15 protein-coding genes are annotated in these 16,069 nt (G+C 64.5%); 7 read left to right on the forward strand and 8 right to left on the reverse strand.

Annotated elements, in window-relative coordinates:
* Window positions 1-73 precede the first annotated feature (73 nt).
* The 6 genes from ACEN2M_RS07250 to ACEN2M_RS07275 all read left to right on the forward strand — a co-directional run bounded on the left by ACEN2M_RS07250 (window position 74) and on the right by ACEN2M_RS07275 (window position 7,969).
* Complete coding sequence (locus ACEN2M_RS07250; protein WP_441647442.1) at window positions 74-2,428, forward strand: DUF6049 family protein; 2,355 nt, start codon at window positions 74-76, stop codon at window positions 2,426-2,428.
* Entirely contained in the window at window positions 2,421-4,040 is a 1,620-nt protein-coding gene (gene murJ, locus ACEN2M_RS07255) for a murein biosynthesis integral membrane protein MurJ (protein ID WP_441647443.1), read from the forward strand. Before ACEN2M_RS07250 ends, murJ begins: the two co-directional genes overlap by 8 nt.
* A gap of 164 nt (window positions 4,041-4,204) precedes the next feature.
* Entirely contained in the window at window positions 4,205-5,179 is a 975-nt protein-coding gene (gene trxB / locus ACEN2M_RS07260; RefSeq protein ID WP_441647444.1) for a thioredoxin-disulfide reductase, read from the forward strand.
* A 10-nt stretch (window positions 5,180-5,189) separates the two neighbouring features.
* On the forward strand, window positions 5,190-5,513 hold the full coding sequence (gene trxA, locus ACEN2M_RS07265; protein ID WP_066598673.1) for a thioredoxin: 324 nt from the start codon (window positions 5,190-5,192) through the stop codon (window positions 5,511-5,513).
* A gap of 134 nt (window positions 5,514-5,647) precedes the next feature.
* Entirely contained in the window at window positions 5,648-6,967 is a 1,320-nt protein-coding gene (locus ACEN2M_RS07270; protein ID WP_441647445.1) for an aminotransferase-like domain-containing protein, read from the forward strand.
* Window positions 6,968-7,009: 42 nt separating this feature from the next.
* Entirely contained in the window at window positions 7,010-7,969 is a 960-nt protein-coding gene (locus ACEN2M_RS07275) for a D-alanine--D-alanine ligase family protein (protein WP_441647446.1), read from the forward strand.
* A 939-nt stretch (window positions 7,970-8,908) separates the two neighbouring features.
* Here ACEN2M_RS07275 and ACEN2M_RS07280 read toward each other — a convergent pair.
* The 8 genes from ACEN2M_RS07280 to rpmH all read right to left on the reverse strand — a co-directional run bounded on the left by ACEN2M_RS07280 (window position 8,909) and on the right by rpmH (window position 13,912).
* Window positions 8,909-9,937 carry a ParB/RepB/Spo0J family partition protein gene (locus ACEN2M_RS07280; RefSeq protein ID WP_441647447.1) on the reverse strand — a complete coding sequence of 343 codons (1,029 nt, stop codon included), beginning with the start codon at window positions 9,935-9,937 and terminating at the stop codon, window positions 8,909-8,911.
* On the reverse strand, window positions 9,937-10,875 hold the full coding sequence (locus ACEN2M_RS07285) for a ParA family protein (RefSeq protein ID WP_441647448.1): 939 nt from the start codon (window positions 10,873-10,875) through the stop codon (window positions 9,937-9,939). The genes ACEN2M_RS07280 and ACEN2M_RS07285 overlap by 1 nt, the downstream gene beginning before the upstream one ends.
* An 87-nt stretch (window positions 10,876-10,962) precedes the next feature.
* Window positions 10,963-11,592 carry a 16S rRNA (guanine(527)-N(7))-methyltransferase RsmG gene (gene rsmG, locus ACEN2M_RS07290; RefSeq protein WP_441647449.1) on the reverse strand — a complete coding sequence of 210 codons (630 nt, stop codon included), beginning with the start codon at window positions 11,590-11,592 and terminating at the stop codon, window positions 10,963-10,965.
* Between the two features lie 11 nt (window positions 11,593-11,603).
* A complete protein-coding gene (locus tag ACEN2M_RS07295) occupies window positions 11,604-12,128 on the reverse strand; it encodes a Jag family protein (RefSeq protein ID WP_441647450.1) in 525 nt (174 codons plus the stop codon).
* 5 nt (window positions 12,129-12,133) lie between these two features.
* The gene (yidC, locus tag ACEN2M_RS07300) at window positions 12,134-13,108 is read right to left on the reverse strand and encodes a membrane protein insertase YidC (protein WP_441647451.1); all 975 of its coding nucleotides are present in this window, start codon (window positions 13,106-13,108) and stop codon (window positions 12,134-12,136) included.
* A complete protein-coding gene (yidD, locus tag ACEN2M_RS07305) occupies window positions 13,096-13,428 on the reverse strand; it encodes a membrane protein insertion efficiency factor YidD (protein ID WP_441647452.1) in 333 nt (110 codons plus the stop codon). Before yidD ends, yidC begins: the two co-directional genes overlap by 13 nt.
* Window positions 13,425-13,766, reverse strand: a complete 342-nt coding sequence (gene rnpA / locus ACEN2M_RS07310; protein WP_441647453.1) for a ribonuclease P protein component — start codon at window positions 13,764-13,766, stop codon at window positions 13,425-13,427. Before rnpA ends, yidD begins: the two co-directional genes overlap by 4 nt.
* Before the next feature lie 8 nt (window positions 13,767-13,774).
* Window positions 13,775-13,912 (reverse strand): 50S ribosomal protein L34, encoded by a 138-nt coding sequence (rpmH, locus tag ACEN2M_RS07315; protein WP_010204566.1) that lies wholly within the window; start codon window positions 13,910-13,912, stop codon window positions 13,775-13,777.
* A gap of 397 nt (window positions 13,913-14,309) precedes the next feature.
* On the opposite strand from rpmH, the gene dnaA reads away from it, so the two are divergent.
* Entirely contained in the window at window positions 14,310-15,731 is a 1,422-nt protein-coding gene (dnaA, locus tag ACEN2M_RS07320; RefSeq protein WP_441647454.1) for a chromosomal replication initiator protein DnaA, read from the forward strand.
* Window positions 15,732-16,069 lie beyond the last annotated feature (338 nt).

The following is a 16,069-nucleotide window of genomic DNA, read 5'->3' on the forward strand; positions in this document are numbered from 1 at the left end:
TCGCTCGCCGCGCTCGCGCGCCGCCCAGCCTGCGCGGAGGGTTCTCCCCCGGGTACGCCGTAGAATCCCGTACATGCTGGCCGATCCGAATCACGCGCGTCGGCCTGCGCTCCCCAGAAACAAGAGCCGCCTTGTCGCCGCACTGCTCTGCGCTCCCCTGCTGCTCTGGCCGGCCCTCGCCGCGGCGAACCCCGCCACCGCAGCCACGAGCGCGGCCGTCGGTGCCGCCGCCACCGAAGACACGGTCGCCCTGACGGTCACGCCGAGCGGATCCTCGATCCTGCGCCTCGACCAGGACCTTGAACTCTCCGTCACCGTCACCAACGACTCCGCTACCTCTGTTCCCACCGGAACCGTGGACGTCTACCTCGCCGAGCGGGCGCTCACCACCCGGACCGACCTCGACGACTGGCTCGACGTCGACGCGGATGACGAAGACGGCGAGCTGATGACGAGCGTGCCGCTCTCCGTTCCCGTGCAGCCGCACAGCTCGGTCACCGTCGGGATCACTGTTCCGCGCGCCTCGCTTGGCCTGTTCGAGTGGAGCCCGTGGGGACCGCGCGGGATCGCGGCCTCCCTGACGGCCGGTGACTCGGTGCGCGCCACCGACCAGTCCACCTTCGTCTGGTACCCGGACACCTCAACCGTGCAGCCGCCGGCGGTCACTCCGGTCAATCTCGCGGTGGCGATGCCGGTCACCACCCCTTCGAATAGCACCGGCCTCATCAGCGCCGAGGACCTCGCGACGTATACCGCCGAATCCGGGATCCTCACGCGCCAGCTCGACGGCGCCGTCAATCGTTCCGTCGCACTGGCGATCGATCCCATGATCATCGCGTCCATCAGGGTGCTCGGTACCAGCGCACCGCCATCCGCGGTCGACTGGTTGGCCAGGCTCGCGCAGGCGGAGAACAACACATTCCCACTCGGGTATGCAGATGCGGATCCGTCTCTCGCGGTGCAATCCGGGGCGACGGGACCACTCACGCCGACCTCGCTCGCCTTCGCGACCGATCCTGAGTTATTCCTGCCGGCCGAGCCCACCGAGGTGCCGGCGCCGGAAGACGGAAACGTCGATCCGAATATTCCCGAACCGACATCTACTGACGCCACCCCTCAACCCGAGCAGCCCGCCGACGACGCCGTGCCGACCCTCGAGCAGCTCCTGGCCTGGGATTACACCTCCACAACCATCGCCTGGCCTGCCGACAACTCGGTCGCTCAGGCCGACCTGCCTGCCTTCGCCGCCGTCGGCCTGACCACCACGCTTCTCTCGTCGGGCAATGTCTCCGGGGAGGACGCCGAGCTCACACCCGGCACCACCGTCGACCTGGGATCGGGCGAACTCGGCCTGGTCGCCGACACCGGCATTTCTCAGGCGCTGCGTGCGGCCGTCATGGCCACCACCGACGACCACTGGCGCGGAGCCATGGCCGAGCTGTCCTCCCAGATCGCCGTCGTCGCCGCAGCGAGCCCCGACCAGGCCCGCACCCTTCTCGCGAGCCTCGATCGGGGCTGGCCGCCCACTGCGGGTCGGCTCGCCCAGACCCTCGACGCGCTCACCGCCCTGCCGTGGTACGCGCCCACAACCCTGACTGTCGCCGCCGCGACGCCGGTCGCTGCCGACGTCACCTTCAAGGCGCAGTCCGAACCAGAGAGCAGCGTCGACCTCGCACGCCGACTGATCGAACGGGAATCGGAGATCATCGACTTCTCCGGCGCCCTCGCCGACCCGGCGTCCGTTGCGGCACCGTACCGACTGACCCTGCTGGCGCTGCTGGCCACGTCCTGGCAGGCCGACACCGACGAGTGGCGCACTGTCGTCGGTGAGACTCTGGTGTCGTCCCACAACGTCCTGCAATCCGTCACCGTCAGCACCAAGGGTCCGATCAACGTCGTCGGGAGCAAGGTCGACATCCCGGTCACCCTCAACAACTCTCTCGGCCAGGCCGTCAGCGTGCGGGTGCAGGTGGTGCCCTCGAACGGTCGCCTGGTCGTGGGCAACGATGTCGAGGCCGTCCTCGATGCCAGCTCCGCCAAGACCGTCTCCATCCCCGTGACGGCCGCAGTCGGCAACGGCGCGGTGACCCTGCGGGTGACCCTGTACACACCCGCCGGAGCCGAGATGGGCCAGTCCTCCCAGATCTCGGTCAACGTTCGGGCGGACTGGGAAGGCATCGGCTCCCGCATCTTCGCCGCAATGGTCGTGCTGTTCTTCGGCTTCGGCGTGTGGCGCAACATCGTGCACCGTCGTCACGACCGCGCCATGGCGGCCCAGTCGGAATCTGACGCGGCGGCCGCCGACGCTGTTGCCGACGCTGACGCCGACCCGGAGGCCACGCCACCGACCACGGGCGACCGTGCTCCCGGCGAACCTACGCTCACTCCCCCGGCCTCCGACGACCTGCCCCCGGCTCCTCGTGGCTAGTCAGGGCGGCATCGGCCGGGCCAGCGCGATCCTGGCATCCGGCACCATGGTGTCCCGCCTGCTCGGGTTCCTGAAGGTCATCGTCTTCGCGCGGGTGATCGGCCAGTTCGGTCAGAGCGCCGACGCTTTCGCCCTGGCCAATCAGCTGCCGAACACCGTCTATACGATCGTCGCCGGCGGCGTGCTCACCGCGGTGCTCGTTCCCCAGATCGTGCGAGCCAGCCTGCACGACGACGGCGGCACCGCCTACATCAACAAACTCGTCACCCTGGCGCTGGGCATCCTGGCCGTCACCACGCTCGCGGCCAGCCTGCTAGCACCCGTCATCACCCGCGTCATCGGCCTGGGCTATTCGCCGGACCAGATGTCTCTGGCCATCGCGTTCGCGTACTGGTGCCTGCCCCAGATCTTCTTCTACGGCCTGTACACGGTGCTGGGCGAGGTCCTGAACGCCCGCAAATCGTTCGGTCCCTTCACCTGGGTGCCCGTGCTCAACAATGTCATCGCCATCGCCGGGCTGCTCGTCTTCATGGCGTTGTTCGGTGCCGATCCCCTCGGTCACAGACTGGCCACCGAGTTCACACCACCGATGATCGCGTTGCTGGCCGGCAGCGCCACCCTCGGCGTCGTGCTGCAGGCCTTGGTCCTCTATTACTTCTGGCGGCGCATCGGCCTGCGCTATCGTCCCGACTTCAAGTTCCGGGGCGTCGGGCTCGGCACCGCGGGCAAGATGGCCGGCTGGACCTTCGGCATGCTGCTGCTCACCACCGGCGCCGGCATCATCGAGACGCAGGTCGTTTCGGGAGCCTCCGGCAAGGATGCGTCGACCGCCGTGCTCGGTACGGCCTGGCTGATCTTCATGCTGCCGCACTCGATCATCACGGTGTCGGTGGCCACGGCCTACTTCACCCGCATGAGCGAACACGCCTCACGGCACGACACCGCACGCCTCCGAACGGATGCGTCGTCTGCCATCCGCGGCACCACCCTTCTGATCGTGCTCGCGAGCGCCGTCATCATGGTGTGCGCCTACCCGTTCGCCGCGGTCTTCGTGCACGAGAGTTTCGAACAGACCCAGGCCATCGGCAACGTCATCATCGCCTACCTGCTGGGTCTCGTCGCATTCTGTGTGCTTTTCGTCGTGCAGCGCACCTTCTATGCCCTCGGCGACACCCGCACCCCCTTCTTCTTCACCCTCTTCCAGGTTGTGCTGGTCGTCATCGGCGTGCTTGCCTGCACGCTGCTCCCCCGCGAATGGACCGCCTTCGGCATTGCATTGGTCGTCACGATCTCGGGCATTCTGCAGGCGATCCTGGCGGCCTGGCTGCTGCGCACCCGGCTGGGTGGCATCGACGGTCGGCGAATTCTGCGCAGCCTCGTGAAGTACTTCGTGGCGGTTATCCTGCCCGTCGCCGCCGGGCTCGGCCTCCTGGTCACGCTGGGCGGCAACCGCGACGGCGGTTTCGCCGTGTCGGGCATCGTCCCGGCGATCCTGTCCATGGTTGTGATCGGCCTGGTCATGTCCGGCCTGTACTTCGGCCTACTGCTGCTCATGCGCAGCAGTGAACTGCACGGTTTCCTGGCGCCGCTGAAGGCCCGTTTCCGGCGCTGACCCGGCCCCGTCGCGGTCCACCCACGGAGGACCGGTTGCTGAACGGCGGCTGTGCACCCGGTCCGGGCGCCGGACAGAGCGGAATAGCATCCGATTAGGATGTGTTGTACCCGAATGTGAGGCGCCGAAGGGCGTCTCTCCCACTGATTTCAAGGAGTCTACGCGTGCGTCAGATCATCATCATCGGTTCGGGCCCTGCCGGGTACACGGCCGCCATCTATGCCGCGCGCGCCAACATGAAGCCGCTGCTGATCGCCAGTTCGGTCGAGGCCGGCGGCGAACTGATGAACACCACCGATGTGGAGAACTTCCCCGGTTTCGCCGAGGGCATTCAGGGCCCGGAGCTGATGGCCAAGATGCAGGAGCAGGCCGAGAGGTTCGGCACCGAGGTCGTGTACGACGACGTCACCAAGCTGGAGTTCGGCGACACCGTCAAGACAGTGACCCTCGGCAACGGAGAGACGCACGAGGCCCTCTCGGTGATTTTTGCCACCGGATCCGCGTACCGCAAGCTGGGCATCCACGACGAGGAGCGCCTGAGCGGCCGGGGCGTGTCCTGGTGTGCCACCTGCGACGGCTTCTTCTTCAAGGAGAAGGTCATCGCCGTTGTCGGCGGCGGCGACTCGGCCATGGAAGAAGCAACCTTCCTCACCCGCTTCGCAAGCAAGGTGTACATCATCCACCGCAAGGACACCCTGCGTGCCTCCAAGATCATGCAGGAGCGCGCCTTCGCGCACCCGAAGATCGAATTCGTCTGGAACACCGAGGTCGTCGGCATCGACGGCGAAGAGGCCGTTGAGGGCCTGCGCCTGCGCGACACCGTCACCGGCGCCGAGAGTAGCCTCCCGATCGGCGGGCTGTTCGTGGCGATCGGCAACGATCCCCGCACGCACCTGGTGCACAACCTGCTCGACCTCACCAGCGAGGGCACCATCGCCGTCGCCGGACGGTCCTCCAAGACCAGCCAGGCGGGCGTGTTCGCCGCCGGAGACGTCATTGACCCCACCTACCGCCAGGCCGTCACCGCGGCCGCCAGCGGCACCGTGGCGGCCCTGGACGCCGAACACTACCTGGCCACCCTCCCCGAGGATCTCCTGGCCCAGGCCGGCGACCCCGAATTTGCAAGCGTCACCAACTAAGGAGCACTACATGTCAGCACGCGCCGTCACCGACGCCACCTTCGACCAGGAAGTCATCAACAACGAGAAGACCGTCCTGGTGGACTTCTGGGCCGAGTGGTGTGGTCCGTGTCGCGCCGTCAGCCCGATCCTCGACCAGATCGCCGCGGAGAACTCCGACAAGATCGACATCGTCAAGCTGAACGTAGACGACCACCCGGCCCTGGCCGCGAAGTACATGATCACCTCCATCCCCGCGATGAAGGTCTTCCAGAAGGGTGAGGTCGTCAAGACCGTCATCGGCGCCAAGCCGAAGCCCGCCCTCGAAGCCGACCTGGCCGCCTACCTCAAGTAGCCGCCGGCCGGTTCTTCGCGAACCCCACACCCGCCCGGCACCCGCCGGGCGGGTGTTTTCGTATATTCGGTATCGATGCGGCCACCGCGAGGCACACCCCATACGATTAAGGCCTCACCAGAACGGATTATGACGTGACAGCGATAGGCACCCCCCAGGCCGGCAACAACCTCGACCCGTGGTACCACCACTACGCCGAGCGAGCCGCCGCCCTGCGGGCCTCCGAGGTGCGGGCCCTGTTCGCCGTCGCCTCGCGCCCCGAGGTCGTCTCCCTCGCCGGGGGCATGCCCTACGTCGCCGCCCTGCCCCAGGACCTGGTCATCAACGCCATGGACACCGTCATGCGCAAGCAGGGCCCCGTAGCCTTGCAATATGGCTCTGGTCAGGGAGTTCCCCTGTTTCGGGAGCAGATTCTCGAGGTCATGGCGCTGGAAGGCATCCGGGCCAACGCCGATGACGTCGTCGTCACCACCGGCTCCCAGCACGCCCTGGAACTGGTCAGCAAGCTTTTCCTCGATCCGGGCGACGTCGTGATCTCCGAGGGCCCCAGCTACGTCACCGCCATGGTCATCTTCAAGTCCTATCAAGCGGATGTCGACCATGTGCCGATGGACGAGCACGGCATGATTCCCGAGGCCCTCCGCGAGCACATCGCCCGGCTCACCGCCGCCGGCCGCAAGATCAAGTTCCTCTACACGATCCCCAGCTTCCACAACCCGGCCGGGGTCACCCTCAGCTGGGAGCGCCGCCTGGAGATTCTCGAGATCGCCAAGGCCAACCACATCCTGGTTCTCGAAGACAATCCCTACGGGCTGCTCTACTTCGACCAGAAGGCACCAGACGCCATGCGTTCGATCGAACGCGACGGCGTGGTCTACCTCGGCACCTTCTCCAAGACCCTGGCCCCCGGCTTCCGGGTGGGCTGGGCCCTGGCGCCCCACGCCATTCGCGAGAAACTCGTGCTGGCCAACGAAGCGGCCGTGCTCTCGCCAAGTTCTTTCAGCCAGCTGGTGATCTCCGAATACCTCTCGACCGCGGATTGGAAGGGCCAGATCAACACCTTCCGGGGCGTCTACCGCGAACGCAAAACCGCGATGCTCTCCGCCCTCACGGAGTACCTGCCCGAGCTCACCTGGACCAACCCCAACGGTGGCTTCTACGTCTGGCTCACCCTGCCGGAGACGCTGGACTCCAAGGCGATGCTGCCCCGTGCCGTGAAAGAACTCGTGGCATACACGCCCGGCACCGCCTTCTTCGCGGATGGTCAGGGCCGGCAGAATATCCGGCTCTCGTTCTGCTATCCCACCCCAGACCACATCCGTCTCGGCATCCGTCGACTCGCCACCGTGATCCGCGACGAGCTCGAGCTGCTCGACACCTTCGCCGGCACCGGATCCCTGTTTCCCGCGCATGACGGCCGTCGCTTCGGCGCCCCGCCGCCCGACATCAACTAACCTCCGCGTACCTCCGGCTCGAGCTAAGGAAAATCCCAGATCATGAGCGAATCCGAGTTTCTTGACATTGTGGTGCTCGCGGGCGGAATCTCGCACGAGCGAGACGTCTCCATGCGCAGCGGACGCCGGGTGGCCGACGAACTCACCGGCCTCGGCCACACCGTGACGGTGCTCGACCCCCAGGCCGGGCTGCTCACCGAGCTGGCCGAGCGCCGCCCCGACGTGATCTGGCCGGTGTTGCACGGCGCCACCGGCGAGGACGGCGCACTGCTGTCCCTCCTGGAGACGACCGGCATCCCCCACGTCGGGCCGCGTGGCACCGCGGCCGGTCTGGCCTGGTCCAAGCCCACGGCCAAGGAGCTCGTGCGGCGCGCGGGCTATGCCACCCCCACCTGGATCGCCCTCTCCCGGGAGACCTTCCGCGACCTCGGCGCCGCCAGTGTTCTGGAGCACCTCACCCTTGCCCTCGGCACTCCTCTCGTCGTCAAGCCCGCCCAAGGCGGGTCAGCTCAGGGCGTCACCATCGTCGAGTCCCCCGCGGGTCTCCCCCGCGCCATGGTGGATGCGTACACCTACGACGAGACCGCGCTGGTGGAGACCAAGATCGAGGGCACCGAGCTGGCGGTGACCGTGATTGATACCGGCGACGGTCCCGTGGCGCTGCCCGCGGTCGAAATCGTGCCCGTCAGCGGCGTCTTCAGCTTCGAAGCACGCTACAACGCTGGTGAGACCCTGTTCTTCACCCCCGCGCGCATCGCACCGGATGTCGCACAGCGAGTGGCGGAGACCGCCGTCGCGATCCACAGCCTGCTCGGGCTCGCGCAGCTCTCCCGCATCGACCTCATGGTGGATGCCGACGGCGTCGCCTGGTTCCTCGAGGCGAATGTGCTGCCGGGCTTGACCGAGACCTCGCTCGCCCCGCAGTCCATTGAGGCGTCTGGCCAGAGCCTCGGTACGGTCTACGCTGCGCTCGCTCGCGCGGCCTCAACCAGCTTGCGTTAGCGCGGATGTTTCACGTGAAACTCGCACTGATTCTGCGGGCTGTTTCACGTGAAACATAGGCAGCCAGTTGCTTCTGCCTCCCGTCCCTGCAGCGCATCTCGGAACCGTTTCAAGTGAAACACGTGTCGCCTCTCGCTTCTGTTTCCGGATCACACGCCGCGTATTGGGAGTGTTTCACGTGAAACCCTCAATCGAGTCGCGGGCAACACCCCTCCCCCGCGCTTTGTGAGGCCGTCCCAAATGCCGACATCTCGTTTCCGGCACTTCCGAACCAGTCGCAACGACCGTGCAACCCTCGCTGCCGGCAACAGAACTTCTCGTGGCCGCCGGCTTCGGCTGTCCAATCCGACTCAATCTGACCGAAATCCGGCACTAGAACGCCTGTATTTCGCAATTTTGACGTCGCTGTGCGCCATCCTGCGCCCTCTCCCCCGTCGCGCCGCACCGAGAAAGCGCACAGAAACTCGCTCAGCCCGTCCCAATCCAGGAGATTTGTCGCCATATTCGACTATTTGGCCGGTCCAATCGGCTGGCGCAAGCAACAACATGCTCGCTGGAGGGCTTCCGCGGGACCCGCTACTCCGCTTAGATCCCAGCGCCGAGGTGGTTTGAAGTCCGATTCCGACAAGCTCAATCAGCGGGCTGGGCGCGCCGGCCATTTATCAGACACAGCCACACCGCTGGTCGAGCTTGTCGAGACCCGGGCCATCCGGTTCGTAAGCCGCAAGGCCCCTGGCGGCACTGATTTCGACAGGCTCAGTCAGCGGAATGTGAGATGCGCGATGGGCGCGATGACCAGCAAGCTCACCCAGCCACGCCGCTGGTCGAGCCTGTCGAGACCCCGGGCGTGCTTTCGTCGAATTGTGCTGCGGGATTCCCTCTTCTGGTGAGACTGTAAAGACTCAGCAGACGGCATGTTTCACGTGAAACATGCTGGCGCTAGTTGGCTCCGAAGCCGGGTTCTCCGAGCACACCGAGAATGCGGTTTAGGTCGCCAATCGTTGCGAAATCGACCGTGATCTGACCTTTTCTTGCGCCGAGACTGATCTTCACGCGGGTATCCAGGCGATCTCCGAGGTGATCGGCGATCTCGTTGAGATGACCCTGACGCTTGCCGGGGGCAGGCTTCACGGTGACGGGCTTGGGTCCGGCGGCCGCGGCGGCTTCTGCTGCACGAACGGACAGGTCCTCGTTCACGATCTTGTCCGCCAGGCGCAACATGCCCTCGGGCTCCCCCACTGACAGCACGGCGCGCGCGTGGCCGGCGGACAGCACTCCGGCTGCCACCCGAAGCTGAACCGCTTCGGGCAGTTTCAGCAGACGCAGGGTGTTCGTGATCTGGGGTCGCGACCGGCCGATTCGGCTGGCCAGCTCTTCCTGGGTGATGCCGAAGTCGGAGAGCAGCTGCTGGTAGGCCGATGCCTCTTCGAGCGGGTTGAGCTGAGCGCGGTGCAGGTTCTCCAGCAGCGCGTCGCGCAGCATGTCGATGTCAGCGGTATCGCGCACAATGGCGGGAATGCTGTCGAGTCCGACTTCCTTGGTGGCGCGCAGACGGCGCTCACCCATCACAAGTTCGTACTTGCCCGGTTGCTCGGCCAGCGGACGAACCACGATGGGCTGCAGCACGCCCACTTCGCGGATGCTGTGCACCAGTTCGGCCAGGTCGTCCTCGTTGAACACTCTTCGCGGCTGAACCGCGTTCGGAACGATGTCGGCAGGGTCCAGGTGCGCCAGCCGTGCGCCGGGAACCGGCAGCAGGTCGAGCGCGCCGTCGGTGTCGTCAGTCACGGCGGCCTCGGTCGCCAGGGCCGTCGCCGAACCGGCTACCGGAGAGGCGCCTGCGGTGCCCTCCGCGTGCGGCACCTCGTTGTACGGGAAGAATACGTCGACCGGGCGCGCCTGCGACGGGTTGTCCTGCACCGGAATCAACGATCCGATTCCGCGGCCCAGACCTGTTCGTTTCGCCATTACTGCGCATCTCCTGTTCGTGGAACGCCCCGATGGGCTATTTCGGCCGCTGCCTCGAGGTAGGAGAGCGATCCAGCCGAGTTGAGGTCGTAGCTGATCACACTCTGCCCGTAACTCGGGGCCTCAGAAACCCGCACAGAGCGCGGAATCAGGGTATCCAGGACCTGTTTCGGGAAGTGATCGCGCACATCCTGCGCCACCTGGTTCGCGAGATTGGTTCGGCTGTCGTACATGGTGAGCAGAATCGTGGACACCTGGAGCTGCGGGTTCAGGTGCTTCTCGATCAGTTCGATGTTCTTCAACAGCTGGCTCAGGCCTTCCAGCGCGTAGTACTCGCACTGGATCGGAATGAGCACTTCGCGCGCGGCGACAAAGGCGTTGATGGTGAGAAGACCAAGCGACGGCGGGCAGTCGATGAACACGTAGTCGTACGGGTCCGCCATCTCCTTGATGTGCAGATCGAGCGCCCGGCGCAGCCGCTGTTCGCGGGCCACGAGGGAGACGAGCTCGATTTCGGCGCCAGCCAGGTGGATGGTGGCCGGCACGCAGTAGAGCGCCCCGAATTCCGGGCTCTTCTGCACCACATCGACCATGGGCAGGTCATTGATGATCACGTCGTACACGCTGGACGTCTCTGCGCGATGCTCGACACCGAGCGCGGTGGAGGCGTTGCCCTGGGGGTCAAGATCAATCACGAGCACCCGGGCGCCCTGTCGGGCCAGCGCCGCTGCCAGGTTGACGGCGGTGGTGGTCTTGCCGACCCCGCCCTTCTGGTTGGAGATGGTGATGACCCGCGTGGTCTCCGGCTTGGGCAGCCGTTCCGCGGCGATCACCTGCCGGCGACGAGTGAGGTCCGAAATCTCGCGGGCCAAGGGTGTGCTGTTGTCGACACCTGAGCCGGCGGTGCCGGCCTGCTGGTCTTCACCAGGATGTTTCACGTGAAACCTTTGCATTCGACGGTTGATGAGCCACCCGAAAGTGCGCCCCGGTGCGGTCCGCTCACGGGAAGCGGATGTTGCCGGGGACTAGTCCACTGTAGCCTTAATGACCCGGGTAACGTCCTGCAGCACGCCCTCGCCGAGGGTGAGAACTTCGACATTTCGCAGGTGGAACCGCGCGATCGCCTTGGCAGCGTTAGAGATCTCGCCGGCAGCGCCCGCGCCCTTCATGAGAACGAGCTCTCCGCCGGGACGCAGCAGCGGTGCCGTCAACGGGATGAGGGTCTTGAACGCACTCACCGCGCGAGCGGTCACCTGATCGAGCGGGGCATCGAGACGGATGTCTTCGGCGCGGGCGCGCAGCACCCGGGTGTTGGTCAATCCCAAGGCGGCGACCTGTCCGGTCAGCCAGGCAACCCGGCGTTCCATCGGCTCGATGAGCACAAAGGAGACGTCCGGCCGCGCGATCGCCAGGACCAATCCGGGCAGACCCGCACCGGATCCGACGTCTCCGACCACACCCGGGTGAAGGAGCGGGGCGACGACCACACAATTGAGGATATGTCGGCTCCAGAGCCGCGGGAGTTCGAGCGGGCCGATCAGGCCCAGCTCCTCCCCCTGCTCGGCCAGGTGCCGGGTGAACTCCCGAGCCACCTCGATACGGTCACCGAACAGCGCGGCGACGACGGCGGGTTCCGCCTCGAGGGTCTCTGTCATGCTCGGCGCGATTACGCTGCGGTGATGACGGTGTGGCGGTCGCGGCCCTCGCCAAGCGACTCCGACACGAAGCCGCGCTCCGAGACGATGTCGTGAACAAGCTTGCGCTCATAGGAGGACATCGGGGGGAGGGAAGCCTCCGTTGCGCCGCCGTTGATGCGCTCGATGGCATGGCTGACAAGGTCCGTCAGCTCGGCCTGACGGGCTTCGCGCGACCCGCCGATGTCGAGGATCAGCCTGGAGAATGACCCGGTCTTGTTCTGAACGGCCAGGCGCGTGAGCTCCTGCAGCGCGTTCACGGTGTCGGGCTTAGACAACAGCCGCAGGTTGTTCGCCTCGGCCGAGTTCACCGACAAGTAGGCGCGGCCGTTGCGGGCATCGATGTCGATGTCGCCGTCAAGGTCGCAGATGTCGAGGAATTCCTCGATGTAATCCGCGGCGATGTCGCCTTCCTGCTCGAGCTGCCCGATGGTGGGCGCCTCGTCGGACGTGGCATCCGCATTGATCACGTCGGTGTTCTCAGTCACGTTGTCCATCCCTCTTACTTCTTGGGCCCGGTCTGCTTCTTGGCGCGGTTCTTGCCGACCGGCTGCTGACGCTGGGCCGGCTTCTTGGGTTCCTCGACAACGATGATGTCACCGTCGGTAGCGATGAGCTTGCCCTTGCGGGCCAGACGCTCTTCACGGGCCTTGGCGGCCTCGCTGCCCGGCGTGGGCATGTTGCGGATGACCAGGAACTGCTGGGCCATGGTCCAGATGTTCGAGGTGAGCCAGTAAAACATCACGCCGAGCGGGAAGGCCACACCGGAGAAGGCGAAGACGAGGGGCAACAGGTACAGCATGATCTTCTGCTGGCGGAACATGGGGCTGGCCTTGGTCTCCGGCGACATGTTCTTGGAAACGATCTGCAGCTGGGTGATGAACTGCGAGGCCGTCATCAGGATGACCATGGTGGCCGCGATGATCATGACCGAGAGGTTGAATTCCTGCCCGCCGGTCCAGAGCGTCCACTGCTGGGCGAACGTGTCGTGCAGCGGGGCAACGCCGAACAGGGTGGCGTTGCCGAAGCTTGTGGCCAGTTCCTGGTTGAGCGGGCCGACGCCTGCGTTGGAGCGCTGGGCGTCGTTGAGCACTGAGAAGAGGGCGAAGAAGATCGGCATCTGCAGCAGCAGGGGCAAACACGACGCGAGCGGGTTGGTGCCGGTGCGCTTGTAGAGCTCCATCGTCTCGCGGGACATCGCCTCGCGGGAGAACTGGTCTTTCTTGCCCTTGTACTTGTCCTGGATCTTCTTGAGCTGCGGGGCAACCTCGAGCATCTTGCGCTGGCTCTTGATCTGCCGAACGAAGATGGGGATCAGCGCTGCACGCACCACCAACACGAGGCCGACGATGGAGAGCACCCAGGTGATGCCGTCGTTGTAGTCAAGCCCGATGTTGGAGAACAACCAGTGGAAGGCGACGAGCAACAGCTCGACGGCCCATTTCAGTGGCCAGAGGATAGTACCTAAGAGGTCCATACGTGCGGGTCAGCCCTTTCCGTGGCTAAAGGAACTACAAATCCAAACGACGTCACGGTGTAGCGACGGTGTCGTTTCAGGGGAACATCATCGATTCCGCCCTCAGCCCAAGGATGACAACGCAAGACCCGGCGTGCGGCGAAAAAAGAGCCGACGATCAGGCCATATTCCTGAACGGCGCCGAGGGCGTACGCCGAGCAAGACGGGTAATACCGGCAAACATCGCCGTACAGCGGTGAGATTACTGCGCGATACACGCGGAGCAGCAGCACCCCGAGATTCCGGGGCAGCAACCACAGCGTGAGTATCGCCGAATTCATCGTGCGCGCTGCCCTTTGTTCAGGGCGTTCGACAGCTCGGCCACGAGAACGGGCCAACTGACATCCACCGAGGCGGGCAATGCGCGAAAAACGATCTCCGTCCCGGCGGGAACGCCAGGAAGGAGATCGAAGCTTGCGGCTTTCATTCGACGTCGCACGCGGTTGCGTACCACCGCGCCGCCGACGTTCTTGGCGACGATGAAACCAAACCGCACCGGAGTGGGGTCAGGGTTCTGGCGCAGATACGCAACCGTGTGCGGGCCAACGACCCGCACACCCCGTCGAACGACAGCTTTGTAGTCGCTCCCGCTCGTGATGCGATTGGCGTGAGCGAGCACGGGAGTGCTTACGCGGAGAGTTCGGTGCGACCCTTGCGACGACGAGCACCGAGGATGGCGCGTCCGGCGCGGGTGCGCATACGAAGACGGAAACCGTGCACCTTCGCGCGACGACGGTTGTTCGGCTGGAACGTTCTCTTGCTCATTGTTCAATCTCCACGTATTGGATCTCCGCAGGCCAAAACGAGCGGCCGGGAAAGAGTGAGGTAGCCCACGGGCTGGGGTCAACTGATTAAAACTACGGCTTCGCTCGCCCGCGGTCAAACTGACGAGGCCCAAACGTACGATTCTGCCCATTGAATTCCCATTTCCGGCACAGACACGCTGGCATTCTTCAAGCTAATTTGGCCTGACCGCCGGTCATTGACTACCGTGAGGACAAGTTATCCACAGGTTGTGGGTAAACCCTGGGAATCCAGTCGTTATTTGCCCACAGGCGGTGGATAACGTTGTGGATGAATCGCTCGGTGGGACATCCTGTGTGAACAAAAACGGATGATCGCGCCGCGTCGACCGGTGGACAGAAAAAGAATGTGGGGAACCATGGCAGACGGGGAACAGCCCATCAGCGAAACATGGCGGTCAGTCCTGACCCTGTTGGAGTCTGACGACACCGTCACTCCCATGCTGTACGGCTTCCTGAACCTGGTCGAGCCCAAGGGCATCGCCGCCGGCACCTTCTACCTCGAGGTGCCGAACGAGTTCACCGCGAGCATGCTCAACGTGCGCATGCGAGTCCCGCTGCTCACCGCGATGGGCCAGCTCAGCGAGTCCACTGCCGTCACCACCTTCTACGTCGTGGTCAATCCCGAGCTCGAGCAGGAATCCCTGCGCCCGGTGCAGGAACCCATCGAGCGTCAGCCCGACATCGAAACGCCGGCCACCCCGCAGTCCGTTTTTGAGAGCGCCTCCCCCGAACGCCCGCACGACACCCGGCTGAATTCCAAGTACAGCTTCGACAACTTCGTCATCGGCCAGTCCAACCGGTTCGCGCACGCCGCGGCTGTCGCCGTCGCCGAGGCGCCGGCCAAGGCCTACAACCCGCTGTTCATCTACGGTTCGTCCGGACTGGGCAAGACCCACCTGCTGCACGCCATCGGCCACTACGCGATGAGCCTGTACCCGGGCATCCGGGTTCGTTATGTCAGCTCGGAAGAATTCACCAACGACTTCATCAACTCGATCGCCAACAACCGGGGTTCCGCGTTCCAGAACCGGTATCGCAACATCGACATCCTGATGATCGACGACATCCAGTTCCTGCAGGGCAAGGCGGAGACGCAGGAAGCGTTCTTCCACACCTTCAACACCCTGCATGACCACAACAAGCAGGTGGTGATCACCAGCGACCTGCCGCCCAAGGCCCTCACCGGCTTTGAAGACCGGATGCGCTCCCGCTTCGAGTGGGGCCTGATCACGGATGTGCAGGCGCCCGACCTTGAAACCCGGATCGCCATCCTGCGCAAGAAGGCGCAGAGCGAGAAATTGCAGGTGCCGCACGACATCCTCGAGTTCATGGCGTCGAAGGTGTCCTCCAACATCCGCGAACTCGAGGGCACCCTGATCCGGGTGACCGCGTTCGCGAGCCTGAACCGCACCCCCGTGGACATGAACCTGGTGCAGACGGTACTCAAAGACGTCATCACCCTCGACGAGGACAACGTCATCGCCCCGGTGGACATCATCACCAACACCGCGGACTACTTCAAACTGACCGTGGACGACCTCTACGGGTCCTCCAGGTCGCAGGCCGTGGCGACCGCCCGCCAGATCGCCATGTACCTCTGCCGCGAGCTCACCAATCTGTCGCTGCCCAAGATCGGGCAGTTGTTCGGCAACCGGGATCACACGACGGTGATGTACGCGAACAAGAAGATCAGCGAACTCATGAAGGAGCGTCGATCCATCTACAACCAGGTGACGGAACTGACAAACCGCATCAAACAGGATCACCGCTACAAGTAAGAGAAAATTTTTTTGTGTTTCGTACCTGTGGATAACCCTGTGGAAACTGCACGGAAAACCGGGGCCGCCCTGTAGAAACAAACGCTCCGCTTGTGAAAACTCCGAATTACCCAGACCGGTTCGTGTGATTCATTGGCATTAACGCTCACAGGCCGTCCACAAGTTACAAGTCTGTAGTTCCCAGTCGCCGAGCGCTATCCACCGAGTTATCCACAGTTTCCACAGCGGTTAAGAAGATTAACGATTAACTTCATTAGCTCCAGGTCCAACAACCTTTACTCGCCGAAGCTCACAAGAAATGGGCGGGCGACAAACCCGACTAGCATTGAGGCCGTATC

This window comes from Cryobacterium sp. W22_MBD10_FK3, from assembly GCF_052113745.1.
Lineage (GTDB): Bacteria > Actinomycetota > Actinomycetes > Actinomycetales > Microbacteriaceae > Cryobacterium.